This window comes from Paenibacillus sp. HWE-109, from assembly GCF_022163125.1.
Classification (GTDB): domain Bacteria; phylum Bacillota; class Bacilli; order Paenibacillales; family NBRC-103111; genus Paenibacillus_E.
In genome coordinates, this window is the sequence record NZ_CP091881.1 from 8,229,252 (window position 1) to 8,254,148 (window position 24,897).

Consider the following 24,897-nt stretch of genomic DNA (forward strand, 5'->3'; position numbering starts at 1 on the left):
GGAGGGAACTACAGTACGCTATATGCTCCAATAACTTCTGTTTCTATGCTCAAAGGGAACTAGGATACGCTATATCAGTAGTTTGCTCGATTTGAAGCATGGATTTGAAAAGATAGCGTACCATAGTTCCTTCTGTGGTGGTTTTAGACGGGTTTTGGCACAAATAAGGGATTATAGTTCCCTCTAGCGGTTCGTTTAATGATAGAAAAGGACCTAAGGCAGCAGCCTCAGGTCCTTTTCAGTTTTTCCTAATCGCGTACTTCTACGATAAGCTCAATTTCGACTGGCGTATGAAAGGGCAGATCACTTGTCCCGATCGCGGAACGAGCGTGTTTGCCTTGTTCGCCGAACACAGCGACAAGCAAATCGGACGCGCCGTTGATAACGTAAGGCTGATCGCCGAAACCAGGTGCGCTGTTCACGAAGCCGAGCATTTTCACGATTTTCACAACACGGTCAAGGTCGCCCAGGTACCCTTTCATAACCGCTAAGCAGTTGATGATCGTTTGACGAGCTGCAGCTTGGCCTTGCTCGATCGTAACTTCGCGGCCGACTTTACCTTCAAACATCAGATCGCCATTGATGCGGCAGTCTTGGCCGGACAAATAGATCAGATTGCCTGTTTGATTGCAAGGAATATACGTGAAACGCGGTTCTGGGGATGGGGGAAGCGTGATGCCTAGTTCTAATAAACGTTGTTCGATTTGGGACATGGTAGTAACCTCCGGATTAGTTAGTAGATTTGGATAAATGATTAATGACGGCAGCAGTGCTGCGCTCGGATGAATATCCCTTCGCGTGCATGGGTATGCTCACCGTTAGACAAGGTAAGTTTTCCATTCACGACAACGTGCGGGATGCCATCTGGATAAAGTCTAGGTTCCTCGAACGTAGCATGATCTTGAATGGTATCTGGGTTGAAAACAGTGACATCGGCGATGTAGCCCGGGACAATGAGTCCGCGTTTCCCCAGCTTAAAGCGCTGCACAGGGAAGGAAGTCACTTTGCGTACCGCTTGCTCCAGAGTAAGGACACGGTGCTCGCGCACAAATTTGGCGAAGACGCGCGGAAACGTTCCGTATAACCGCGGATGCGGCTTACCTGTATCGCAAGTAAGACTATCCGAGGCAATGAGTGATTTGTCGTAGGCAACGACTTGCTTCACATCATCATCGGACATGTGGAAGTAGACAATGGAGATTCGGCCTTCTTCTTCCAGCAGCAGATCCATCATGCAATCCGCTGGATGCTGACCGCGCATTTCGCTGATTTCGGCGATGTGCTTGCCTTCGAGATGACGGTTTTTCTCTGTGTGCATCGCGGACAAGAACACACTTTGCCAACCTGTGGAGCAAATGAGATTGTCCCAAGTGACCTGTTCATGGCTTAGCTCCTCACGGATAACGGCACGTATCTTAGGACTGCGCAGCAAATCGAGTACTTTCTCGATACCGCCTTCCAGTACCCATGGAGGTAGAATGGTTGTCAAACTTGTAGATCCCGCATTGTAGGGATACACGTCACAGGTTACATCCATGCCGCGCGCTCTGGCGTCTTCAATAAGTTCCAGGGCATCGACAATTTGTCCCCAATTTCGTTTGCCCGCTGCTTTAAGATGGCTGATATGCAGCGAAACGCCGGCCTTCTCAGCAATCCAGATGACCTCTTGAACGGATGGCAGCAAATTATTGCCCTCTCCGCGAATATGTGTGGAGAAGAGACCGTTATAGGCTGGCAGCACCGAACATAGCTCAGCGATTTCTTCTTTGCTCGTGTAGCTGCCAGGAGCGTATAGAAGTCCGATCGATAATCCGATCGCCCCGGCCTTCAAGCCCTCTTCCAGGATTTGCTTCATCTGCGCAACTTCGAGTGTGGTCGCTGGACGGTTGGCAAAGCCCATCACGGCAATGCGCAGGGCACCGTGGGCTACATAGGTAGCCATGTGCTCGGAAGGGCGGGAGTCGGCAACAGCATCCATGTATTGTCCGACGGTTTCCCATGGCCAAGCCCATTTGGTTTGGCCGATGACAGGTTGGATATAGCTTTGGAGCAGCTCAGCTTGGGCAGGGACGAAGGGCGCAGGCGCCAACCCGCAGTTGCCGACGACTTCGGTTGTAACGCCTTGGCGCATCTTGATTTCGCTGTGCGGATAATCGAAAATCATTAAATCGGAATGGCAATGCCCATCGATAAAACCAGGGGCAATCACTTGGCGCTGCACATCGATGACTTGTGCGGCTTCCTCATGAATTTGGCCAACAGCTACAATTGTATGGCCTTGAATGGCGACATCGCCGGCAAACCAAGGATTACCGGTGCCATCGACAATCCGGCCATTTTTCAAGATAAGATCCAACATAATGGCTACACCTCCTGAGTGATTACTCTAGCATTCCCCGTGCAAGGACAGGTACGCGTTCATAAGCATGGCCGCGCTGCATAACCACTTGATTATGCAAGTTGACCGTGCTGCATATGTGATTAGGAATAATGCGCAGCGTATCGCCGACCTGTAAGTTGGCAGCTTGGGCGAGCGGCCCGAGTTCGATCATGCCATGCTCTTCCGTCATGCGAATGAGCAGCGCATCCTCGAGGTTCATGATGTAGCCGAAGCCGCGAAGCTGAAGGGGATCGGTGCCAGGCTGCACATCCGTCGCGAACGTTTTGCTGCCGCCGTCGACGATGGCCAGATCCGCCGAAGGGCGGCTGACGACGGTGACGAGCACGCTGCCCGCGCAATCGGTGATATCGCAGACGCCAAGGCGGGCTTGCATCCGGTCATGGAACACATAGGTGCCGGGGCGGACCTCCGTTACGCCAGCCACCGCAGCGGCGTATAACGCAGTCGGCGTAGAGCCTACGCTGACATCGGCGATCGCGATGCCTTGCGCTCTAAGACGTTCGGCAAGCTCTACCATTAGCGTGCCTTCTTCATGCCCAGCCGCCGCAACGTCGAGGGTAGATTTGCCTCCTACCAGCGAGCCGCGGAACGTATAGATGCCGGTGAGCCGCAGATGGGGCATGCGGGCAATGTCGGCTGCGAGCGCAGCGGCTTGGTCGAACAGCACGCCAGTGCGGCGCAAACCGGTATCGATCTCTAGCCGGACTTGCAGGGAGTGGCCCTGTTCGCTAGCGATTTGTTCCATCCGCTGCGCGCCTGCCAAGCTGTCCACAGCAACGATTAATTCGATTTGCTCACTTAGACGGATCGCTCTTCGGATCTTGCTCGGAGTTACAAGCGGATAAGCGATGAAAATATTGCTGACGCCATTTGCCGCCATCACCTCCGCTTCCGATACTTTGGCTACGGTGATGCCGACGGCGCCTGCTTCCATCTGCTGGAGGGCAATGGCCGGCATTTTGTGAGTTTTGGCATGAGGACGCAGCTTCACTTGAAGGGCGTTGACTTTCTCCGCCATGGTTTGAATGTTGTGATCCATCCGCTCCGTATCAATAATCAGGCAAGGTGTTTCCAAAGTTTCCAGTGTTTCCAGGGCTTCCGAGGTTTGTAAAGTTTCTGTCATCACACTTCACTCTCTTTCACGGCACTTTTGCCTTCTTCTAAATGGCTGTAAAGGGTATATTTCGAAATGTTCAGGTAGGCGCAAATTTTCTCGCCGCCTTTTTTAATGAGAAAGGCACCTTTGGCGTCGAGCAATTGAATCATACGCATTTTGTCATCCTTGGTCATCACCGCGACAGGCTTGCCGACCTGCTCCTGGGCTTCTTGAATGAGGGCATCGAGCAAATCGCTGACGCTCGTGACGAAGGATTCCTTCACTTCGGACTCCTGTCCTGGATTAATCAAGGTTTGCAGCGTCTTCTCAGCAATCATCAGCTCTGTAATATCAAAATTGATACAGAGAGAGCCGATGATGCGTCCGGCTTTATTTTTCATATACATCGAACTTGAGCGTAAAATGCGTCCGTCTTTGGTTTGCGTTAAATAATTATATTTATTCCCGTTTACATGGTTCCCGCGCAGCAGTTCCAGACCCAGATTGGTCCCAGGATCTCCCACTTTGCGTCCGGTAATGTGACCGTTGGCAATGGCAACGATGGAACTCTCGTAAGAGCCGGTCAGATCATGGAGCACAACCTCACAGTTATTTCCAAATTGGGCGGCTAATCCTGTGACCAGTTCCGTCAAAAAGCCAAATTCATCTTGAATGGATTCCATGCCCGTTATCTCCCCTTGAAGATTATTCTGAGCCAAATAGTATCACAATCGCGATAAATGTCAAACAAAAAGTTTGGGATGCTAAAAAAAAGTATGATTTTTAAGGTGTGCTCTGGTACTATGAAAAAAGATGTTGGAATTGTAAAGGAGAGATTTCCCGTGAGACGTTGGTTTGCCAAATCACTGAAACGTAAGCTGTCTTTACTCATTTTATTCGCCGTGGTGCTGCCGTTGCTTTCGATGGGAACCGTGTCTTACAAAATCGCTACCTCCGTGACCGAAGATAAAGCGAAGCAGGCGGGGATGAATACCCTTAAGCAGATGACCGATAAACTCGATTTTGTCATACAGGACGTCGAGAACATGTCGATCTTTCTGATTGGCCAAAAGGATATCCAAACCTATTTGGACAACAAGGAAGGCGATGTCAACAGCTATTCGCAAATCGTGGGTACGCTATGGAATTTATCGTATTCCAAGAAATATATCGCTAACATCACTATTACGCCGACTAACGGCAATCCCGTGCTTTTTACCACGACCGTAACGAATTCGGGCTTACAGCCGCTTCTCGTGCAATATGAATCCGTCTACAAGTCAGCAACGAAGTGGTGGTCGCCGCTTTACGAACTTCAAACCTCCGATGGTGCCAAAAAAGTGATTTCACTGGTCAGACCGATACGGGATGTGAGCACATATAAAACGCTAGGGACCTTAACCGTTTCGCTGGATCAAGCCGAGATCGGAAGTTATTTGACCGACGCCGGTTGGGAAAGCAGTGGATTTGTCATGCTGCGGGATCAGTATGATCGGATCATTTCCGGTGGAGATACCCGCTGGCTGGCGCAAAAAGTAACGGAAGTATTTCCGAATTTGGGGAAACTGGTAGAGACCAGCGGCGTGCTGAATGTGCAGTGGAAGGAACAGCCGCATACGGTTTTATATAATCAGATCCCGCGATTAGGCTGGACGCTGATCGGGTTCATTCCGACTGAGATATATCAGAAACAGAACGGGTACGTGCTGACCGTAACTGCGATTACGATCGTTATCGCGCTGCTGCTGGCTATGGGACTGGTCCTCTACTTCCTGCAGTGGGTGACGAAACCTTTGACCAAATTAACCAAATATCTGAAGGATTTGAACCCGGAGGAGACGATTCCCACCTATGAGGTGAAAAGTGTCGACGAAGTCGGACTGCTTGTTCACAGCTATAATAAACTTAGTGAGCGGATCAGCCGCTTGAAAGATCAGGTTCAGTTGAACGAAGCGATGAAAAAGGAGGCGGATATTTTGGCGCTGCAAGCACAGATTAATCCGCATTTCCTCTACAATACACTCTCATCCATCCATTGGATCGCCTTAATGAACAAAGATCGGCAGATCGCCGATATGGTGGGTGCGCTTAGTGATTTCTTGCGCTTTAGTTTAAATAAAGGGGAAGAGTTCTGCACGGTTCAGCAGGAAATTTCTCATGCTCAGAACTATGCGTATATCCAAGCCATCCGCTTTCCCGAGCAATTCGATATTGAGTTTTTTATCGCTCCGGCGATGATTCAAAGCACGATGTTGAAGCTGCTTCTGCAGCCGTTGATCGAGAATAGCTTGATTCACGGTATCCAGAAGAAGAAGGCGAAGGGACATATCTATGTGCACGGCGAGCTGCGCGACAATCAAATGAAATTCGTTGTCGAAGACACAGGCATCGGGATGGAAGAGGCGAAGCTTCGCGATATCCAAGCTCAGCTCACATTGGCTAATCACCAGCTCGGCCTTCGCAATGAAGCGGTCAAAGATGCCAAAATCGTGGTAACGAGCTATGGGCTTATCAATGTTCACCGCAGGCTTTTATTGCATTATGGCCTTGGCTCCGGGCTTGTGGTCGACAGTACGCCAGGTGTCGGGACGACGATTACATTCACAATTCCGCTTGAGAAGGGAGAGTTAGCACTATGAGAATCTTGATTGTAGATGACGAGGTTATTATTCGAACGGGTCTCTGTACCGTCATCGATTGGAAAGAGCTCGGACTCGAATTGCTTCCGGCCGCTTCTTCCGCGGAGGAGGCTCTAGAACGTATTCCCGTCGAGAAGCCGCATATTGTCCTGACGGACATCCGCATGTCCGGAATGGACGGCATAGAACTTGCCCGTGAGGTGAAAGTGCTCCTGCCGGATACCGAGATTGTCATTCTTACTGGCTACGATGACTTCAGCTATGCCCAGCAAGCGCTGCGTGAAGGAGTAACGGATTATTTGCTGAAGACGAGTCGACCGGAAGAAATTATTAAGGCTGCGCTGAAAGCGAAGATGAACATTATGGAGAAATGGGAATCCGTGAAGCAAGATATGATGCAGCAGGCTGCTTTGCGCAGTCAACTGCTGGACCGGGTTCTCAGCCGCGGCTTGCAGGACGATGAGATTGCCAAGGAACAGCTCCAGGTATGGTTTCACAAATACGGCGTAGATGTGGACCCGGTGTCTGGTTTGCCAGCCCCCATGCAAGTGCTCCTCATTGCCGCTTCCGGCTGGGGGGAGTCGCCCATTACGGAACTGCTGCAAGGCGCAGCGGAGAATATTCTGTTCGAGCTGCTCCCTTGTGTAACGTTGATGAAAAAGGATCATTTGCTGATGGTGGTGCGTCACGAAGCCGGATTTACCGATCAAGCTGGACTCATTAAGGCTCTCAAGCGAGTAACGGATACGCTCAAATGTTCCGCCTTTGCGGCTATGGGCACAGTCGCTCCGGACTATGAGACGCTGCGGGAATCTTATCGTGCAGCGAAGGAAGTATTTGCTTACCAAGGGCTAATCGGATCGAAGGGGCTGTTCACCTTGGATGATATCCGCGAACGCAGCGGAGGCAGAACGGTGTGCACAGAGAAGGAAGAAGCCGAGCTGACAGCCATTCTGATGAGCGACAATGCGACGGAGCTGCGACACTGGGTGAACCAGAAAGTGCGCGCATTGATGGAGGATACGGTAGCGACCCCGCTAACCGTTCATGGGTATTTGCAGTCGATGATTATTGCCGGACATCGCTGGCTGGAGCGCGCCTGTTCAGCACAGAATGGGACAGCCTCGCTCAGCACGCTTCCTACGTACGAGGGGGAGGGGCGTCCCGAAGATGAGGTCTTTAAGGTGCTGTCCGCGGTGATGTCGCGATTCCATCAAGGCTTGGATCAGAACCGTTATGCCTATGTGTACAAGTCCATTGCTTATATTCGAGATAATTTGCATCAGCCGATTTCCCTTCAACAGGTGGCGGGATTCGTCCATGTGAATCCCAATCATTTCAGCGAAGTGTTCAAAAGGGAAACCGGCTGCACCTATATTGAATTCGTCACGCAGGAGCGGATGAAACGCGCCATCGATATCCTGCAAGGGACCCAAACGAAGGTCAGTGATATTGCCCGAAGAGTCGGATATGAGGACATTAAATACTTTACACAACAGTTTAAAAAGTATACCGGAAAGACGCCTTCCGAATTTCGGCAGGGGGGAAAGACTGAATAATGTCCCCCTCTGCGCCGAAGTCTCTCCCGTACCTTCTCCTGAAATTGTCCCCTATACTAAAGGTGTAGCGAGAGAGATTGAGTTGATAAGAAGCAAGTTTTCTACGAAAACCTTTAGGGAGGTCCGAACACATGAAAAAGTCATTAATCGTTACACTCGTAACTACAGTATCAGTAGCTTTGCTGGCTGGTTGTGGTTCAACAGGAACAACAGGCGGGACCAAAGAGAGCACAGCTCCTAAAACAACAGATGCTGGAAAACCAGCCGAAAAAGTCAAATTATCCATTTGGCACAACTATACGGGCGAAGATTTACGCGCCAAAACCATGCGTGATTACATGGAGAAATTCAAGAAAGATCATCCTAACGTAGAGTTGGATATCCAAGGGATTCCGCCCGATGGTTACCGTCCACGTCTGAAAACCGTTGCTGCAGCTAATGAAATGCCTGATCTATTCGTCATGTGGCCGGGCGTTATGACCAAAGAATTCGTTGCCGGCGACTTGATTCAGCCAATTAATGAATTGCTGGACAGCAAAGCCGATTGGAAAAACGGTTTTATGCCAGGATCCTTCGATGACTTCACCATCTCTGGCAAAACGTACAGCGCGCCAATGGCGTTATCACCAACTTCCATTCTTTATTACAACAAAGAAATCTTCAATAAATATAGCGTTCAACCTCCAAAAACATGGGACGATCTCATGAAACTGGTGGATACGTTCAAAAAGAATAACGTAACGCCAATTGCGCTTGGTAACAAAGCTGCCTGGGTTGCACAGTCCAGTATCCTTAGTTCCTTGGCTGACCGTGTGACTGGAACCGAATGGTTCTTGAAAGCTGTTGATCAAAATGGCGCGAAATTCACCGATCCAGAATTCGTTCAATCTTTGACGTACCTTCAACAACTCGGTAAAGCAGGCGCGTTCCAAGAAGGCTTTAACAGCATCGATAACACACAAATGGAACAAATGTTCGCTCAAGGCAAAGCGGCCATGATGATTGATGGCGGTTGGGCATTGCCTAACTTAGCAGCGAATACGTCCAAAGAAGCTTTAGCGAATTTGGCTGTTACGGTTCTGCCTTCAGTGCCTAATGGCAAAGGTGATCCTAACTCACTTTCCGGTGTTGTAGGAACTGGTTTGGGAATGAGCAAGAAAGTAAGCGGCGCGCAGAAAGCAGCAGCTTACGAATTGATCTACGCGCTGTCTGGTCCTGAAGCACAAAAAGCAATTCTAGAAAGCAATCAGCTCGTGAGCTACAAGGTAGACTTGGACACTTCCAAAGTATCCTCTTTATTCGCAGATGTTTATAAAATGATGAATACCGTTAAGAAAACGCCGGTTTATGATGGAAGACTTACTTCCGCCAGTGCCGATGTCGTAAATAATGGCTTGCAAGAGCTCCTTATGGGCGGCAAGCCAGAGGATATCGCTAAGAAAATTCAAGACGCGCAAGCTAAAGCCGTCGGTAAATAAGGTACGGCACCAGGACTCCAGCCAAAGCCCGGCTGGAGCCTTTTTTCAAAAAAGATGAGAAGGAGGGAAGTCATGACTGCATCTGCAAGAATCAGAGGATTCATTACCATAGGGCTCCTTCCGGCCTTAGTCATTTACTTGTTTTTTGTGATTGTGCCAATTTTTTGGTCGGCGTACTACGGCTTTTTTGACTGGAAAGGGATCGGAGCCGCTAAATTCATCGGATTTGACAATTATGTTGAAGTCATCAAGGATCCAATTTTCTGGAAGTCTTTCAAAAACAATATGCTTATCGTGGCAGCTTCCGTGTTTGGTCAGGTTCCCATTGCTATGATTCTAGCGCTTCTTCTAATGCGCAGCACTTTTTTTCAACGTGTGATTCGAGCGTCTGTCTTTATGCCCATGGTACTATCCTCGGTTGTAGTCGGGATTATCTGGGGTTATATCTACCACCCGCAAATTGGGATTCTAAACTTCTTGCTTGATGGCATTGGTCTTGATAGTTGGAAAAAAGCTTGGCTCTCGGATCCGAAAGTATCGATGTACGCACTGATGGTGCCGATCATCTGGAATTATATTGGTCCCTACATGATTATGTTTATTGCTGCTCTCCAAAATATTTCGCCTGAGATTGAAGATGCGGCCCAACTGGATGGCGTAGGTCCGGTTCGCAAATTATTCGCGGTCACCTTGCCGATGATCTGGGATACCGTCAAAGTAGCCGTCGTCTTATGTATTTCCGGAAGTTTGAAGGCGTTCGACCTCATCTATGTGATGACGGGCGGCGGACCTGCACATTCCACGGAATTATTAGCTTCATATATGTACAACAGCACGTTCAACGTTTACCGTTTCGGTTTTGGCAGCGCGATTTCTACGGCTATCATCATTCTTAGCTTGATTTTGATTGTCGGCAGTCAATACCTGATGAAAAAGGATTATCGATAGGAAGAAAATGCTCTAGGGAGGGACATCTATGGCGCAGGCTGTATCGACGCAGACGGGATTTCCCGCTGGAGGCAAGAAGCGAAAGGCATGGATACAAGGACTTGTTAACGCTGGTCTATCCTTGTACGCGCTTGTCACCATATATCCATTGATTTGGTTGTTTATCAGTGCGTTTAAATCGAATGAAGAGTTTTACTCGCGGCCCTTTTTATTGCCAACCGTGTGGAAGTGGGACAATGTCGTCCGCGCATGGAAAGTATCGGGGATGGGGCTGTCACTTTGGAATTCAACCGTCGTCACGGTAGCTTCCTTAGTGCTCACGTTAGTCATTGGGGCACTGGCTGCTTATGTATTATCGCGCTTTTCATTTAAATTAAAACCATTTTTTATGGGTTTATTTCTATTAGGCATGCTCATTCCTATTCATAGCACCCTAGTTCCTTTGTTCATTATTATGAAAAAAATAGGGCTGTTGAATTCGTACGGAGCACTTATTCTGCCTTATGTGGCTTTCGAGCTGCCACTGGCTATTTTCGTCATCGCCGCTTATTTGATTACGATTCCCAAAGAGATTGAAGAAGCCGCGCTAATCGACGGAACAGGTTATTGGGGAATTTTCTTCCGGATGATGCTTCCGCTTAGTATGCCGGCGCTATCGACTGTCGCAATTCTAGCGTTTCTACGCTTCTGGAACGACTTTGCCTTTGCGCTTGTCTTTATCAGCAAGCCTGCGCTTAAGACCGTTCCGCTTAGCTTATCCGCTTTTGCGACCGGGTATATGACCGATTATGAATTAACAATGGCAGCTTTAGCGATTGCTGTATTGCCAACGATTATCGTCTTCTTACTGTTCCAGGAACAGATTATGAAGGGCATGACGGCTGGCGCTGTCAAAGGATAAGAGTCAGATTGAGAAAAGCCACCACGGGACTGCTTTCACAGAGTCATAGGGTGGCTTTTTGCTCTGTCTTCTTCTACAATCATAATAAGAAATCTACAAGGTGGCGATTCGTCCATGAAAGCTAAGATAGAACTCATCTTTACCGATCAAGGGAACATTCGAAACGGCATTCCTCATGAGCGTGAAGAGATTTATGTGGGGCGAAATGGTCAAAAAGTGGAGCGCATACGGGTTCATTTGGAAAATCATACGGATAGTTTTATCTATAAACGCCTAACCAATTTCCCCAGCTTAGGAAAGGAAATGTGGGTGCAAGACCATATTATTCCCTTGATCCCGAGTGTTCGCGTTCCAAGAATCTTCCTAGAGGCTAGAACGAATGAACCTGAGAACTACTGGATGATTATTGAGGACATGGGGCCTCTGCAGCATGGTTTTGAAACAGAGGTACTAAAGCGTACGGCTTCATTAATACCTGCATGGCACTTGCTGTCTAAGGAGCTGCTTGTTGGTGAGTTCACAGGACACACACCTGAAGCAGCCGCAGTCCAGGCTTATTTACGGACCAAAGATCAGCAAGTTCGCAGCATACTCGCTGCTCCAGAGTTTAAGCCTACGGTTGTAGACTTCTTTTACCGGGAAGTAGTGCATCATCATTGGAGGGAAGAGACGGTCGTTTCTCACGGTGACTTGAATCCTCTGAACATCGCCATGGCTAATGCCGGCTTGGTTATCATTGATTGGGAGTATCTGCATGTGAATAGTGTATACTGGGATTTATTTTGCCTGTTGGATATTACAAGTCCCTTCTATAGAAGGCCGATGTCAAACCTTAGAGACAGACTCTCCATTTTAATGACTTACACTGCAGTGCGCGGCAAATTGCAAACAGATGTAAATGAATCGTTCATCTACGATTATCATAGATATTGTGCACTTTACTCCGTCTGGGTTCTTATATTAATCGAATTCGATTTGGAACAAGACAAATTTGAACGCTCCTTATTGCTTAACCAACGTGCCGAAACCTTCGAGATTTTGATCAGTGTCGTAGACTACCTTATGAAAAATGCCGATTTGCGTTAGTTTGCTAGAATTCCACTGCGAACAGGACAGAGCGGCTTTTTTTATTTTCAAGTTGCAGCAAAAAGCAGGATAACCATAAAATTTGCAGAAATTAGAAGGTTATCACAATTTTGCTATAATATCTTGGAAAAGGTGACGATAATGAAATTCTCGGAAAGAATGCGCTCGATCGCTTTTCTGATGATCATCATTGGTTGTTGTTATAGTTCTTCTTCTGTGCATGCATCCAGTCAGGATAGTGCTAATTCTATCAAAGAATGGAGCATGCTGTGGGGGATGGAGACGGATGGGAAGAAGGAGATATCCGAAGTTCCCGACTCCAAATGGATGAAAATCTCCGATTACAGAGCAAGCCCGGCGAAGCCTTCCAACATCTCGACCGCTTGGGTCAAATTGGATCTGCCGCTCGATCTTCCGGACCAATCCAGTATATTAATCACTGAAATCTATGCGCAGCAGGTAAGCGTATACTTAGGGGATCAACTAGTCCATGAGAGACACTATCGGTTTACGTTCGATGTGCAGCGAATTCTAATCCCGATCAATCATGGAGATGCAGGCAAAATTGTTTATATTAAACTAGAAACAAGTCTTGATCGTTTGGGAATCAATTCACCGATCAAGCTTGGTAACCATACGGAGTTAATGCGGCCCTTCGTCGTGCATGATTTAGCCAGTATCATTATCGGCTGTTCCTTTATCTGTATCGCTCTGATCATGCTGATTTGTTCCATGTATCTCAAAAGAAATCAGATTGCCAGTTGGCTTTCATTAAGTATTATTTTTATCACAATGGGTATTATTTTTATTACGAACGCACCGTTTACCTATGTCTATTTTGGGGATTACGGCGCAATGTATTCGAATATGTTCGACCTCTCGCTCGCGATCTTCCTACCGATGCTAAGCTACTATTTCGAAAAAGTTTTTGAAAATGGACAACTGGTTGTCATTCGCAATTTTAGAAGATTCCAAGTCATCTACTCTATTTTCTACCTATTATTTATGGTGGTTAATCAAATTAATGACTACAAGTTTAATAAAGCTTATTATTTCATGACCTCTACCGTCTTAGGTTACATTATGATCGTTCAATTCGTTCTGTTGGTTAGCTTTTCGGTCCTTTATGCGAAGAGGGGCAATAAAGATGCCGTCATCTTTTCCAAAGGCTTTGCCTTTTTTGCCTTATTAGGAACAATCGATCTCGTTTGGTACTATTTCAGTTCGCAAATACATCAACTTTTCCTATGGAAGTGGGGGATTGTAGGGTTTAATTTTGCGCTCATTATTATATTGGGAAGAAGATTCGCTGCCCATCAAGATTTATTAATGAATTACTCCAAAGAGCTTGAATTTTATAATCAGCATTTGCAGGCATCGGAGAAAATGGAGGTGATTAGTTCCCTCACAGCCTCTGTCGCGCATGAAATTAGAAATCCGCTGCAAGTTACACGGGGGTTCCTGCAGCTCGTATCCGAAGATTCCAATGAGAAGAATAAGAAGTTTGTCGAAATCGCCATTGGCGAGTTAGATCGGGCTGCCGAAATTATTACCGATTTCTTAACCTTTGCCAAACCCCAGTTGGATGAGGTCACCGAGTTAAACATATCCAAAGAATTGAAGCAAATCGAAGGCATTATCGTGCCCTTGGCAACTTCCCATGGCGGGATGGTTTTTCTTAATATTCCTACTGATCTCTATATCTGCGGGAATTCATCCAAATTAAAACAAGCGTTAATTAATATCATTAAAAATAGCATTGAGGCTTTTCAAAAGGATGGTCAGATTCATATTCAGGCTTACGAACACAACAACAATGTTGTGATACAAATCAAAGACAACGGGGCAGGCATTGAACCTGCACAATTAGCCAAGCTGGGGGAGCCTTATTTCTCCACGAAAACAAAAGGAACCGGCCTTGGGCTAATGGTGACCTTCCGTCTGATAGAAGCCATGAAAGGAACAATCGAATTCAGCAGTCAAAAGCATGTGGGGACGGAGGTCATGATTCGCTTCCCGGCTGTCAGTCAGAGAGCACCTGAATAAAAAAAAGAGGCTGTCCCAAGTCAATTTAATGACTTAAGGGCAGCCTCTTTCATTATGAAGAGATAGGAATTACCACTGCGTGTCTGAACCGTTTGGAGTAACCAACATTTTTGCAGGATTTGTAGGAATGACAAGAACGAATTCGTTCTCAGTCTCTTCTACCGCTTTGAGTCCTACATGATCAGGAATCACGATGCCGAATGCTTCTTTAAGAGCAGCTTTGGGATTTGAAAGAAGCAGTTCCTTGAAAGAAGGGTCTTCCCAAGCCTTTTGAACAATTTTCGTTGTTAAAATTTCCGTTGACATCTTGATCACTCCTACTAGGTTATTTTTCTTACAAGATGAGAATACCATATTTTAACAGTAAAAATCTAGTAAAATTTTACTGTTTGGGAAATAGAATATGGGAGAAATTAGGGAGAGGTATAGATAATAGTTGCCATATGTTCATATATTATATAAAATTCTTATAAAAGGTAACTATTGTAAAATATATGATGTATTTCCATGTAAGGAGAGGAAGTAAATGAATATTTTTGGGGAGTTTACGGATTTCCAAGATGCGTGGATTAGTCTTTTGGATATTGAGGCCGAGAGAATAGTGGATAGAATGGATAACGAGTTAGTAGGTACTTGATTATTAATGCGGTTAATTATTAGGGAGGGCCAGATGGTAAAAGTATGTATGGAACACAAGAATACAGGATATTTTTTGCAGGCAGCCGCATATCTGCTAAATTTGACTGTGATTCTAACGACCATAGTCTTAGAAATAGGTGATGAGGTCTATGCCATCAAGGATTTATTCTTGATTAAGACAGTACAAGCCATTGCAGTTTTCGGATCAGGTTTATTAATTATTTTGGCATTTACATATTTAATAATTAAAGGTATTGGTTTATTAATGTATGCTACTGCACGGAATTTGTTTAGAATAAATTCGGATTACAAGATGTTATATAGAGTTTCCTTGCTTTGCAATATTGTTTATGCCTTGGGGGCATTGCTTGATAAGTTGTTTATATCTCAGAGTAAAGATGGTATTTGGCTGTTTTTGGTTAATCCCTTTTTTATTTTTGCAACTGCGATGCTGTTCTATTTCTGCCGAAGCATCTTTCAAGCCGCGCAGATCCAATCATTACTATTTTCAGCTTTGGTCTATCTTATCTTTTTTGTGATATGGTATTTGATCTTGTGATTGGAAGTTCTTGAGCTTGTGTATTTTTGGTTATTCTCAGCATCTCATTACTTTAGTTTCGTGCTTCGCAGCTGGTTTTGGCTTTAGCTGGTGCTTTCATGGCTTCTGCAATTATGAATTTGTTAAAGAAAAATAAGAAACTCCTAGTCCGACATTGAAGAAGGAGACCAGTTGGGGCGATTTCATGAAAAAAAAGTGGTTTTTGATATTACTCAGTTTAGGAATTAGTGAAAGACCTATTTGTATATGAGGGGCAGGAAGCTATGAAGCGGCATGTGCTGAAACTGTCGATTCGTAGCTCTTTGATTCTTTCTTAGAGCAGCGCGGATACGCTGCTCACGATTTGCCCTTGCGCGTCATCTCCGCAAGGGTAACCCACTGCTCGTCGGTGACCTCGAGCAGGTCGTTGAACTGCCCGGCGCCTTGCAGCCATTCGCCGCCGTCGATCGTGATCACTTCGCCGTTAATATAGGCGGCGAAGTCCGAAATTAGATAAGCCGCGAGGTTCGCGAGCTCATCTTTCTCGCCGACCCGCCCCAGCGGTACGCGGTTCAGGAGCTTCTCCGACAGCTCGGGTGTCGGAGCCAGTCGGCTCCACGCGCCGTCGGTCGGGAAGAGCCCTGGCGCGATGGCCACCTGGCGGATGCCGTACCGCGCCCACTCGACAGCCAACGAGCGCGTCAAGGCCAATACGCCAGCTTTGGCTGCAGCCGACGGGACGACGAAACCCGAGCCAGTCGAGGCGTAAGAGGTGACGATGTTCAGCATCGTACCGCCGCGCCCTTGCTCGATCCATCTTTTGCCCACTTCCAGGGTCGTATAGAACGTGCCGTGGAGGACGATATTCAGCACCGCATCAACTGCCCGCGGAGACAGATTCTCCGTCGGGCTGGCGAAATTGCCGGCTGCGTTATTGATCAGGACATCAACGCGGCCATAGTGCTCTTCTACCGCGGATACCATCTCGGCAACCTGCTGCGCATCGCGCACATCACAGCTATGGTAGAAAACTTCCTTGCCGTCATGCCCCATTTCAGCGGCCGCTTTGACCAGAACCTCTTCACGACGGCTCGTAATCGCCAATTTGGCGCCAAGCGTCAGAAACTTCTCTCCCATAGCCCGGCCAAGGCCGGTGCCTCCGCCCGTAATGAGAATGACCTTATCCTTCAGTAAGCTCTCGTCGAACATCAAGAACGCACGCCCTTCATCGGTTATTTGGTTCGAATGCTGCTTCGAACTGTTCAATTCGGCTTGCTAAATCTTGCGGCAGCGGGGTGCTTTTTTGAGTATGGACATCGATGTACACACCTGTGCTCGTGGCGAAGCTCACGACCTGTTGGGTATCTCTTTTGACAATCGCATAGTGGGTCTCGATCGATGATTTCCCGAGTCGGTGTACCTTCATATAGATATCGAGGGTATCGTTGAAATGCGCTTGCGATTTATACTCGACGGATTGACTGACGAGAAAGAAGGTTTTATCCACCGGCTCACCGGCTGTATCGGCAAAAAATAAGCCTAACCCATTCATATACTCACAACGCGCTTGCTCCATATAAATAACGGATGAAACGTGACTCAAATGTCCATTCGCATCGGTCTCACAAAACCGAACCTTCGTCGGTGAATAAAAGCGAAAGCCTGTTAATTCAGGATTGGTCATAACGATTCTAGTCTCCTGTAAAATAAGATTGATACTGCTCGCGCAGCTCGCGTTTCATAAATTTGCCGACGGAGGATCGCGGGATTTCCTGGAGGAAAATAACGTCGTCAGGAATCCACCATTTGGCGAATTTAGGCGTCAAAAAATGCAGTAAATCGGCTTTGTCGCCTGCTTGCAATGCGAAGTCTTTCAGGACGACGAAAGCAAGTGGGCGCTCATCCCATTTGGGGTGGGGGACGCCTATTACACAGGCCTCGAATACATTCGGATGTGCCATCAAAGTATTTTCCAAATCGAGGGAGGAGATCCATTCACCGCCGCTCTTCACTAAATCCTTGGCTCTGTCAACCAGTTTGACGAATCCTTCCTGGTCAATGACCGCGATATCTCCGCTATGAAACCAGCCATCCTGGAACGATTCTTGTGTGCGCTCATCTTGGTAATAGGCGGTAGCGACCCAAGGGCCGCGCAGCAGAATTTCACCCATTTCATGGCCATCCCAGGCGACTTCACCGCGAGGGCCGACGATTTTCATTTCCAGGCCAGGCGCTAGCAAGCCCTGTGTGGCTCTGGTATTGTACTGTTCATCGTAAGAGGCAGCACATTGATAGCTTTTGAGTCTGGCGACGGTGACTAGCGGACATGTTTCCGTCATGCCATAGGCATGATAGAAAGGTATTCCGAGCCGCTGCTCGTAGCTTTCTATCAGACTTCTGGGGGCGGCAGACCCTCCGCAAACGACGGCTCTCAGGGTGGAGAGATCTGCTTGTTTGGCTTCTTGCGCTTTCAGCGTCGCTGTCCACACGGTGGGCACTCCGGCTGCAATCGTAACCTGTTCATCAGCCATCAGGCCAAGCAGAATATCCGGTGTGGGCGCTGGTCCCGGCAGCACTTGTTTGCTGCCGAACCAGACAGATGCGAAGGGGAGTCCCCACGCATTCACATGAAACATGGGCACAATGGGCATGACCGTATCCCGTTCGGATAAACCGAGTGTATCGGCAAGGCCGATGGACAAAGAGTGCAGGTAGATGCCGCGATGTGAGTACAGCACACCCTTAGGTTTGCCTGTAGTAGCCGAGGTATAGCACAAACCAGCGGGAGCGCTTTCATTTATATCGTCGCGAAAGATGTATTGCGGATCTCCATCATTTAATATGTTCTCATATCCATAGACGGGCTGTAAAGAAGTAGGCGGCAATTCCTGACGATCGGTCATAATGATATAGCCTTCGATGGTTGTAAGTTGATCTTGAATCTTCTCGATAACCGGGAGCAGGGTCTCATCAACGAAAAGAAAGCGGTCCTGGGCATGGTTCAATATGTACACAATATGCTCAAGGGGGAGACGAATATTGACCGTATGCAGCACAGCGCCCATGCAAGGGATAGCGAAATAGGTCTCTAAATGCCAATGATGATTCCAAGCGAACGTGGCTATTCGATCACCGGGCTTAACGCCAAGTCCTTGCAAAGCACTGGATAGCTGCCTTGTACGCCTGCCGAAATCAGCGTATGTATAGCGAGAGATGCCGGAGTTAGTGCGGGAAACGACCTCTTTTTTGCCAAACAGTGATTGGGAACGGTCGAAGAGTGCGCGCAGCGTTAACGGATAATTTTCCATGTGGAAACACCTCCGGAAATAGTCTGAGTCTACTGTAATATATCAACGGCAGAGACAGGATATGTCCATTAAACGAGCAAATACCAAGAAAAAACCGACTCTGGCCGGCACAAGTCAATCATGCAGCTGGAATCGGTTGAAATTCGAATTAAACGTTCAAAATAAACTTCTCGATGACATGTCCCACACCGTTATCATTATTGCTTTTGGTGACGTAATTCGCCAGCGCTTTAAGTTCTGGCAAAGCGTTGTCCATCGCGACGCCAAGTCCTGCGACTTCCAGCATTTCGCGATCATTCCAGGCATCTCCGAGGGCGATGACTTCTTCCAAGGAGCAGCCGATATGCGCGGCGAGGAAGGTAATCGCATGCCCTTTGGTCCCTTCTTTGTGCATGAATTCCAAATAGTGCGGCTTGGATTTCGTGATATGCATCTGGTCCCCGAGCAGAGGAAGTAACTCTTCGCGAATTTGATCGCAAACCTCAGGCGTATCGACGATCAGCAGTTTTGGCTGCGGAATATCGATCCATTGGCGGAGATCCCCGATAATGTACGGCGTTTTGGAAAGACGAACATAGTTTTTGATTTTATCATTATCTTCACCTGCATAAAGCTGGTCGCCATGGTAAAGCTGGAGATGAAGGTTTCTCTTTTCGCAAAAGTCGAGCAAGAAGCGGGCGCTTTCCACGGGAACCGTGCGCTCGTAGAGCACTTCTTCATCTAATAGATTTTTGATTAGGGCGCCTTGGTACGTAATGATCGGGACGTTGAGGCCGATTTGGTTGGCAATTCGGGCCGCAGACGGGAAGCTTCTTCCCGTAGCAATGGTCACCGTGACACCCTTGGCAACCGCTTGATGCATGGCATCGATCGTTTCTTGGGCAATGGTCAAATCATCGCGAAGCAAAGTATCATCTAAATCAGCAGCAACTAACTTGTAAGTCATCTGTTTCTCTCCGATCCGGGTAAGTAGTCTATGTGAAAAATTCTGCTATAAGCATACCCGAATCATGACGGAATTGCTAGAATAAAGCGTAGCAAGAATTAGGCTTAAGGAGGCTTACATACGATGGCATCATCTTATACAGACAAGCTGGAAGGATGGCTGCGACCCCATGGCAACGCGGCAGATGCTGAGGCTATGGCGGCTTATATGCGGAATCAGTTTCTTTTTCTGGGCATTCGCAACCCACAGCGTGTAGCTTTGACGAAGCAGTTCTGGAAAGAAAACGGCTTCCCCAAAGGGGAGGAAGGTGTGTGCGTTGCAGAAGAACTATGGGCGCTGCCGGAGCGGGAATTCGCATACACAGCGCTGTTGCTGCTGACTCAACTGCGTAAGGAAATGGGTGAAAGGCATATTGAAGTGCTGGAGCGAATGGTCGTCACCCAATCGTGGTGGGATTCCGTGGATACGATCGCGGATCATCTGATTGGCTATCATTTGCAGAAATACCCGGAGTTGATCCCGGCCTATGTGGACAAATGGCTGGCTTCGGGGAATATGTGGCTGCAGCGAACAGCAATTTTGTTTCAATTGAAATATAAGCAGCGCACCGATGTGGAGCTCTTGTATCGCGTAATCCGGCAAATGGCGGATTCCCAAGAATTCTTCATCCGCAAAGCGATCGGCTGGGCGCTTCGCGAGTATTCCAAAACGGATGCCGCGGCTGTTCGTTCATTCGTTGCGGAAACCGAGCTTTCACCACTAAGTGTGAAGGAAGCTTTGAAGGTCATGCAGCGGAAGGCAGCGCAGGAGATGTAGTCGGCACCCCGAATGAGACCCTGTAGTGTTTTGTCGCTCTGAAGAGGTTGATCTCTCAGGGCGGCAAAGCCTTTTTTTATTTTATTTCGCCCGAAACGTTATGTATTCTCACACATACTATAATAAAATAAAATACATGACATATATATTGACATATAAGTGACGTTGGTTTAAAGTTAGTGAAATTCTTTGAAATGAGTTGCACCAGTTGGTCTCGTATTTATCCAAATGAAAAGAAGGGAATGATAGAAGATGGCACATAATCGGACGCTTGATCTGTTATCGCGACTGCCCAAAGTTGATCTTCACTTGCACTTGGATGGGAGTGTGAAGCCGGAAACGATCCTGGAGCTCGCTATGCAACAAGGCATCGATCTTCCCGTTTACCATAAAGAAGGCTTAATTCCCCATATGCGTGTAGGTAATGAATGCGGCAGTCTCATTGAATATTTGAGCAAATTCCATTTCACGACGAAATTCATGCAATCTGGCGAAGCGCTGGAGCGGATTGCCTATGAGGTCGCCGAGCAATCGGCGGCGCATAACTGCAAGTATGTGGAGGTTCGTTTTGCCCCGCAACTTCATCGGAATAACGGTTTGACGGTGGAGGAAACGATACATCATGTTGTGGAGGGGATGAAGCGAGGGCTGCGGGATTTTGGTGTAAAGGGCGGCGTCATTGTTATTTGCATGAGAAATCATTCCAGTCAAAGCAATCTAGAAGTCATCGAGGCGGCAGCTAAATTTGTCGGGAAAGGCGTGGTTGCCGTCGATTTGGCTGGAGATGAGGCAACGTATCCACCGGAGTTTTTCCGGGAAGTGTTTGCGGAATCCACAAGGCTGGGCATCCCTGTCACGATTCATGCAGGGGAAGCTGCTGGAGCGGTTAATGTGTATGAAGCGGTCACGAATCTGGGGGCAACCCGCATTGGGCATGGTGTGAGATTGAAGGAGAACAGGACGATTCTGGACATGGTCAAAGAACGACGCATTCCCTTGGAAATGTGCCCGATCAGCAACATCCAAACGAAAGCCGTTCCGGGTTGGGAGGCTTATCCGATACGCGAATATTTGGACGAAGGGCTGCTCGTCACGATTAATACAGATAATCCGAGTGTTTCAGGAACAGATATTACGAACGAATACCGCGTGTTAGCGGACCGGTTTGGCTTTACGACACCGGAGCTTGTGAAGCTCATTATGAATGGCGTTGACGCGGCTTTTCTGGATGCGGACGATAAATTATCGCTGCGGCGTGAGATGGAAGACGAGATTAGATGTTTGGGTGTAAGCATGTGATGAATGATGAAGTGTAGAGCTGATTTCTGGGTACATACTACCTGGAGACAGCTTTTTTTAATAAAGGGCTTGATATAGGGTAGGGGGGTATGCTATATTTGAGTTGTGAGGAGGTTATGGAAATGGAACATCAGGATAAGCCAGAAGGCCATGAGGCCAGCTGCCACTCCGGCAGTGACCGCAAAAGTCATCATTCCGATAAGACCAAGAGCAATTTGGTTACACGGCTTAATCGCATCGAAGGGCAAATCCGCGGTGTGAAAGGTTTGATTGAGAAGGATACGTATTGCGACGATGTGTTAAATCAGATCGCTGCGATTCAATCAGCATTGAACGGCGTTGGCAAACTGCTTCTTGAGCATCATCTTAACAGTTGCGTGATCGAACGAATTCAAGAAGGTGATAATGAGGTTATTAAGGAACTCATGATTACCGTGAATAAATTAATGAAATAATAAGGGAGAGATCCAATATGCAAAGCGTTACATTGAAAGTAGAAGGTATGTCCTGTGGTCATTGTGTGAATTCCGTCGAAGGTGCGGTCAAGAAATTAGGTGCTGTGGGTAAAGTGGATTTGAGCGCTGGCTCTGTAACTGTGGAATTCGATGAATCGAAAGTTTCTGTGGACACGATTAAGGAAGCGATAGAAGAGCAAGGCTATGACGTCGCGAAGTAAGAGGTTGAGCCGCTTCTAGCGGCTTTTTCTTTGCAGTACCTATTTTTTTGGAAAGAAATATACCCCACGGGGGTATTGATGTGGGAGGGCCGATATGGATAAACAAAGTGAACAGCAACAAACAAGTCTGCAGATCTCAGGAATGACCTGCGCGGCGTGTGCGAATAGAATCGAAAAAGGATTAAAGAAAATGGAAGGCGTTGCAGAAGCTAATGTTAACTTTGCGCTGGAAAAGGCTTCTGTCACCTTTGATCCATCACAAGTAAATGTGGCTGACCTTGAAGGCAAGATTCAAGCTTTGGGGTATGCCACGGTTAAGGACACCGCGGATTTCACGATCGTCGGCATGACTTGCGCAGCTTGTGCTACGCGGATCGAAAAAGGGTTGAACAAACTGCCAGGCATTAGCAAAGCTGTGGTTAATCTTGCGCTAGAAACAGCGCATGTTGAGTATAGCGCCGCTGAGGTTTCAACCAGAGAGATGGTTAATAAAGTAGCGCAATTGGGCTACAAAGCCATCCCCAAAGAGGAAGCTGTCGGTGATCACAAGCAGCAGGAGATTCGCCATAAGAAAATGCAGCTTGCTGTGTCCGCGGTGCTCTCGTTTCCGCTGTTATGGGCAATGGTCAGCCACTTTTCATTTACATCCTGGATTTATCTGCCTGAGTTTCTGATGAATCCTTGGGTGCAGCTAGTGCTAGCTACGCCAGTTCAGTTCATCATAGGCCGACAATTTTACGTTTCCGCATACAAAGCACTTCGCAACAAAAGCGCGAATATGGATGTGCTTGTCTCTCTCGGGACGTCAGCGGCATACTTTTATAGTTTGGTGTTGACACTGCAATGGGCGGGTTCAACGGATGTTCATCGCCATGCGCCAGATATGTACTACGAAACTAGCGCGATCTTGATTACTTTGATCATTTTAGGAAAATTATTTGAAGTTTTGGCCAAAGGCCGTACGTCGGAAGCCATCCAGAAATTGATGGGGCTTCAAGCCAAAACAGCTTTGGTTATCCGTGATGGCGAAGAAATTTCGATACCGGTGGAAGAGGTGTTGATTGGCGACCTAGTGCTTGTGAAACCTGGTGAGAAAATTCCTGTTGACGGTCAAGTCGCAGAGGGATTTTCTGCGGTGGATGAGTCGATGCTCACAGGAGAAAGCTTACCGGTTGAGAAAAAAGCGGGAGATACGTTGATCGGTTCGACCGTGAACAAAAACGGCAGCTTGAAGATGAAAGCGACACGTGTCGGCAAAGACACAGCGCTCGCTCACATCATTCGAGTTGTCGAAGAAGCACAAGGTTCCAAAGCACCGATTCAGCGGATCGCTGATGTGATATCGGGTATTTTTGTCCCTATTGTGGTGGGGTTGGCTGTTGTGACTTTTTTGATTTGGTTTATTTGGGCGGCGCCCGGTGAATTTGCAACAGCATTAGAGAAGGCTATTGCCGTTCTAGTGATCGCTTGCCCATGCGCGCTCGGTCTGGCTACTCCGACCTCCATCATGGCAGGATCGGGCCGCGCCGCGGAGCTTGGCATTCTTTTCAAGGGTGGCGAGCATTTGGAAGCCATGCAGAAAGTGCAAACGATTGTGCTGGACAAAACAGGCACAGTGACCAAAGGTAAACCGGAACTAACCGACGTTCGCATCGAGGCTATGGATGAAAAGGTAGCTCTTCGTCTAATCGGCTCAGCGGAAAAACAATCAGAGCATCCGCTAGCGGAAGCGATTGTAGCAGGGATCATGGCCAAAGGGATCGAACTGACCGCTGCCGAGCAGTTCGAGGCGATTCCCGGTTACGGGATTCGAGCGGTTGTCGCAGGCCGCGAGGTTCTGATAGGAACTCGCAAGCTGCTGCAGCGTGAAGCCATTGATTATGGCAAAGCGTCAACCGTGATGGAAAGACTGGAGTCTGAGGGCAAAACAGCGATGCTTGTCGCAGTGGATCAACGCTATGCCGGTTTGGTTGCCGTAGCAGATACGATCAAGGACACATCCAAAGCGGCCATCTCACAGTTGAAGCAAATGGGGATCAAGGTCATCATGATGACTGGCGATAATGAGCGCACGGCACAAGCGATAGCTCAACAAGTCGGCATTGATCATGTGCTTGCAGAAGTTCTTCCCGAAGGTAAGGCGGAAGAAGTGAGAAAGCTTCAAAGCCAAGGCGTAACCGTGGCTATGGTGGGCGACGGCATCAATGATGCCCCGGCTTTAGCGACGGCTGACGTGGGCTTGGCGATAGGCACGGGAACGGATATTGCGATGGAAGCGGCAGATGTGACGCTCATGCGCGGGGAACTGACAAGTATCGCGGACGCGATTGTCATGAGCCGTAAAACGATGACCAATATTAAACAAAACTTGTTCTGGGCGCTCGGGTACAATGCGCTTGGAATCCCAATTGCAGCTCTGGGCCTGTTGGCGCCTTGGGTAGCAGGGGCGGCTATGGCACTTAGTTCGGTATCCGTTGTGTTGAATGCGTTGCGACTGCAAAGGGTGAAACTATAATCTTTT

22 protein-coding genes are annotated in these 24,897 nt (G+C 47.8%); 13 read left to right on the forward strand and 9 right to left on the reverse strand.

Going from position 1 to position 24,897, the window contains the following annotated elements; genetic code table 11:
• Positions 1-248: 248 nt before the first annotated feature.
• From LOZ80_RS35615 to LOZ80_RS35630, 4 genes are read right to left on the reverse strand one after another with little or no spacing between them, the layout of a single operon-like run.
• Positions 249-713, reverse strand: a complete 465-nt coding sequence (locus tag LOZ80_RS35615; RefSeq protein ID WP_189019605.1) for a RidA family protein — start codon at positions 711-713, stop codon at positions 249-251.
• Positions 714-754: 41 nt separating this feature from the next.
• On the reverse strand, positions 755-2,359 hold the full coding sequence (locus tag LOZ80_RS35620) for an N-acyl-D-amino-acid deacylase family protein (RefSeq protein WP_238168913.1): 1,605 nt from the start codon (positions 2,357-2,359) through the stop codon (positions 755-757).
• Positions 2,360-2,381: 22 nt separating this feature from the next.
• Positions 2,382-3,524 (reverse strand): alanine racemase, encoded by a 1,143-nt coding sequence (locus tag LOZ80_RS35625; protein ID WP_238168914.1) that lies wholly within the window; start codon positions 3,522-3,524, stop codon positions 2,382-2,384.
• Positions 3,524-4,180, reverse strand: coding sequence for a helix-turn-helix transcriptional regulator (locus LOZ80_RS35630; protein WP_238168915.1), 657 nt, complete (start codon positions 4,178-4,180; stop codon positions 3,524-3,526). Before LOZ80_RS35630 ends, LOZ80_RS35625 begins: the two co-directional genes overlap by 1 nt.
• A 159-nt stretch (positions 4,181-4,339) precedes the next feature.
• Here LOZ80_RS35630 and LOZ80_RS35635 point away from each other — a divergent pair, with 159 nt between their 5' ends.
• From LOZ80_RS35635 to LOZ80_RS35665, 7 genes are all read left to right on the forward strand, one after another.
• Positions 4,340-6,136, forward strand: a complete 1,797-nt coding sequence (locus LOZ80_RS35635; protein WP_238168916.1) for a cache domain-containing sensor histidine kinase — start codon at positions 4,340-4,342, stop codon at positions 6,134-6,136.
• A complete protein-coding gene (locus LOZ80_RS35640) occupies positions 6,133-7,695 on the forward strand; it encodes a response regulator transcription factor (protein WP_238168917.1) in 1,563 nt (520 codons plus the stop codon). The genes LOZ80_RS35635 and LOZ80_RS35640 overlap by 4 nt, the downstream gene beginning before the upstream one ends.
• Before the next feature lie 131 nt (positions 7,696-7,826).
• Positions 7,827-9,173, forward strand: a complete 1,347-nt coding sequence (locus tag LOZ80_RS35645; protein WP_238168918.1) for an extracellular solute-binding protein — start codon at positions 7,827-7,829, stop codon at positions 9,171-9,173.
• A gap of 72 nt (positions 9,174-9,245) precedes the next feature.
• A complete protein-coding gene (locus LOZ80_RS35650) occupies positions 9,246-10,121 on the forward strand; it encodes a carbohydrate ABC transporter permease (protein WP_238168919.1) in 876 nt (291 codons plus the stop codon).
• A gap of 28 nt (positions 10,122-10,149) precedes the next feature.
• On the forward strand, positions 10,150-11,022 hold the full coding sequence (locus LOZ80_RS35655) for a carbohydrate ABC transporter permease (protein WP_238168920.1): 873 nt from the start codon (positions 10,150-10,152) through the stop codon (positions 11,020-11,022).
• 114 nt (positions 11,023-11,136) lie between these two features.
• Positions 11,137-12,108 (forward strand): phosphotransferase, encoded by a 972-nt coding sequence (locus LOZ80_RS35660; protein ID WP_238168921.1) that lies wholly within the window; start codon positions 11,137-11,139, stop codon positions 12,106-12,108.
• Between the two features lie 141 nt (positions 12,109-12,249).
• Positions 12,250-14,154, forward strand: coding sequence for an ATP-binding protein (locus LOZ80_RS35665; RefSeq protein ID WP_238168922.1), 1,905 nt, complete (start codon positions 12,250-12,252; stop codon positions 14,152-14,154).
• A 69-nt stretch (positions 14,155-14,223) separates the two neighbouring features.
• On the opposite strand, the gene LOZ80_RS35670 is transcribed toward LOZ80_RS35665, so the two are convergent.
• Entirely contained in the window at positions 14,224-14,460 is a 237-nt protein-coding gene (locus tag LOZ80_RS35670; protein WP_238168923.1) for an NHLP leader peptide family RiPP precursor, read from the reverse strand.
• A 364-nt stretch (positions 14,461-14,824) separates the two neighbouring features.
• Between LOZ80_RS35670 and LOZ80_RS35675 the strand changes: the two genes are divergently transcribed.
• Positions 14,825-15,352 carry a hypothetical protein gene (locus tag LOZ80_RS35675; protein WP_238168924.1) on the forward strand — a complete coding sequence of 176 codons (528 nt, stop codon included), beginning with the start codon at positions 14,825-14,827 and terminating at the stop codon, positions 15,350-15,352.
• A gap of 336 nt (positions 15,353-15,688) precedes the next feature.
• Here LOZ80_RS35675 and LOZ80_RS35680 read toward each other — a convergent pair whose 3' ends face one another.
• The 4 genes from LOZ80_RS35680 to LOZ80_RS35695 all read right to left on the reverse strand — a co-directional run bounded on the left by LOZ80_RS35680 (position 15,689) and on the right by LOZ80_RS35695 (position 19,585).
• Positions 15,689-16,540 (reverse strand): SDR family oxidoreductase, encoded by an 852-nt coding sequence (locus LOZ80_RS35680; RefSeq protein ID WP_238173210.1) that lies wholly within the window; start codon positions 16,538-16,540, stop codon positions 15,689-15,691.
• A gap of 16 nt (positions 16,541-16,556) precedes the next feature.
• Positions 16,557-17,015 (reverse strand): acyl-CoA thioesterase, encoded by a 459-nt coding sequence (locus LOZ80_RS35685; protein ID WP_238168925.1) that lies wholly within the window; start codon positions 17,013-17,015, stop codon positions 16,557-16,559.
• Between the two features lie 7 nt (positions 17,016-17,022).
• A complete protein-coding gene (locus tag LOZ80_RS35690; protein WP_238168926.1) occupies positions 17,023-18,639 on the reverse strand; it encodes a long-chain fatty acid--CoA ligase in 1,617 nt (538 codons plus the stop codon).
• A 148-nt stretch (positions 18,640-18,787) separates the two neighbouring features.
• Complete coding sequence (locus LOZ80_RS35695) at positions 18,788-19,585, reverse strand: Cof-type HAD-IIB family hydrolase (protein ID WP_238168927.1); 798 nt, start codon at positions 19,583-19,585, stop codon at positions 18,788-18,790.
• A gap of 123 nt (positions 19,586-19,708) precedes the next feature.
• Here LOZ80_RS35695 and LOZ80_RS35700 point away from each other — a divergent pair, with 123 nt between their 5' ends.
• The 5 genes from LOZ80_RS35700 (at position 19,709) to LOZ80_RS35720 (ending at position 24,891) form a co-directional block, all read left to right on the forward strand.
• Positions 19,709-20,401 carry a DNA alkylation repair protein gene (locus tag LOZ80_RS35700; RefSeq protein ID WP_238168928.1) on the forward strand — a complete coding sequence of 231 codons (693 nt, stop codon included), beginning with the start codon at positions 19,709-19,711 and terminating at the stop codon, positions 20,399-20,401.
• Between the two features lie 252 nt (positions 20,402-20,653).
• A complete protein-coding gene (gene add / locus LOZ80_RS35705; RefSeq protein ID WP_238168929.1) occupies positions 20,654-21,700 on the forward strand; it encodes an adenosine deaminase in 1,047 nt (348 codons plus the stop codon).
• Positions 21,701-21,822: 122 nt separating this feature from the next.
• A complete protein-coding gene (locus tag LOZ80_RS35710; RefSeq protein ID WP_238168930.1) occupies positions 21,823-22,155 on the forward strand; it encodes a metal-sensitive transcriptional regulator in 333 nt (110 codons plus the stop codon).
• A 17-nt stretch (positions 22,156-22,172) separates the two neighbouring features.
• Positions 22,173-22,376, forward strand: a complete 204-nt coding sequence (gene copZ, locus LOZ80_RS35715) for a copper chaperone CopZ (RefSeq protein ID WP_238168931.1) — start codon at positions 22,173-22,175, stop codon at positions 22,374-22,376.
• 94 nt (positions 22,377-22,470) lie between these two features.
• Entirely contained in the window at positions 22,471-24,891 is a 2,421-nt protein-coding gene (locus LOZ80_RS35720; RefSeq protein ID WP_238168932.1) for a heavy metal translocating P-type ATPase, read from the forward strand.
• The last annotated feature ends 6 nt before the right edge of the window (positions 24,892-24,897 follow it).

Bases quoted from the DNA above. Each gene is read 5' to 3' on its own strand.
- LOZ80_RS35720 (WP_238168932.1), top strand. From the start codon at position 22,471: ATGGATAAACAAAGTGAACAGCAACAAACAAGTCTGCAGATCTCAGGA.
- LOZ80_RS35640 (WP_238168917.1), top strand. From the start codon at position 6,133: ATGAGAATCTTGATTGTAGATGACGAGGTTATTATTCGAACGGGTCTC.
- LOZ80_RS35615 (WP_189019605.1), bottom strand. From the start codon at position 713: ATGTCCCAAATCGAACAACGTTTATTAGAACTAGGCATCACGCTTCCC.
- LOZ80_RS35655 (WP_238168920.1), top strand. From the start codon at position 10,150: ATGGCGCAGGCTGTATCGACGCAGACGGGATTTCCCGCTGGAGGCAAG.
- LOZ80_RS35645 (WP_238168918.1), top strand. From the start codon at position 7,827: ATGAAAAAGTCATTAATCGTTACACTCGTAACTACAGTATCAGTAGCT.
- add (WP_238168929.1), top strand. From the start codon at position 20,654: ATGGCACATAATCGGACGCTTGATCTGTTATCGCGACTGCCCAAAGTT.
- LOZ80_RS35670 (WP_238168923.1), bottom strand. From the start codon at position 14,460: ATGTCAACGGAAATTTTAACAACGAAAATTGTTCAAAAGGCTTGGGAA.
- LOZ80_RS35665 (WP_238168922.1), top strand. From the start codon at position 12,250: ATGAAATTCTCGGAAAGAATGCGCTCGATCGCTTTTCTGATGATCATC.
- LOZ80_RS35675 (WP_238168924.1), top strand. From the start codon at position 14,825: ATGGTAAAAGTATGTATGGAACACAAGAATACAGGATATTTTTTGCAG.
- LOZ80_RS35660 (WP_238168921.1), top strand. From the start codon at position 11,137: ATGAAAGCTAAGATAGAACTCATCTTTACCGATCAAGGGAACATTCGA.
- copZ (WP_238168931.1), top strand. From the start codon at position 22,173: ATGCAAAGCGTTACATTGAAAGTAGAAGGTATGTCCTGTGGTCATTGT.
- LOZ80_RS35625 (WP_238168914.1), bottom strand. From the start codon at position 3,524: ATGACAGAAACTTTACAAACCTCGGAAGCCCTGGAAACACTGGAAACT.
- LOZ80_RS35630 (WP_238168915.1), bottom strand. From the start codon at position 4,180: ATGGAATCCATTCAAGATGAATTTGGCTTTTTGACGGAACTGGTCACA.
- LOZ80_RS35685 (WP_238168925.1), bottom strand. From the start codon at position 17,015: ATGACCAATCCTGAATTAACAGGCTTTCGCTTTTATTCACCGACGAAG.
- LOZ80_RS35695 (WP_238168927.1), bottom strand. From the start codon at position 19,585: ATGACTTACAAGTTAGTTGCTGCTGATTTAGATGATACTTTGCTTCGC.
- LOZ80_RS35710 (WP_238168930.1), top strand. From the start codon at position 21,823: ATGGAACATCAGGATAAGCCAGAAGGCCATGAGGCCAGCTGCCACTCC.
- LOZ80_RS35690 (WP_238168926.1), bottom strand. From the start codon at position 18,639: ATGGAAAATTATCCGTTAACGCTGCGCGCACTCTTCGACCGTTCCCAA.
- LOZ80_RS35680 (WP_238173210.1), bottom strand. From the start codon at position 16,540: ATGTTCGACGAGAGCTTACTGAAGGATAAGGTCATTCTCATTACGGGC.
- LOZ80_RS35650 (WP_238168919.1), top strand. From the start codon at position 9,246: ATGACTGCATCTGCAAGAATCAGAGGATTCATTACCATAGGGCTCCTT.
- LOZ80_RS35620 (WP_238168913.1), bottom strand. From the start codon at position 2,359: ATGTTGGATCTTATCTTGAAAAATGGCCGGATTGTCGATGGCACCGGT.
- LOZ80_RS35700 (WP_238168928.1), top strand. From the start codon at position 19,709: ATGGCATCATCTTATACAGACAAGCTGGAAGGATGGCTGCGACCCCAT.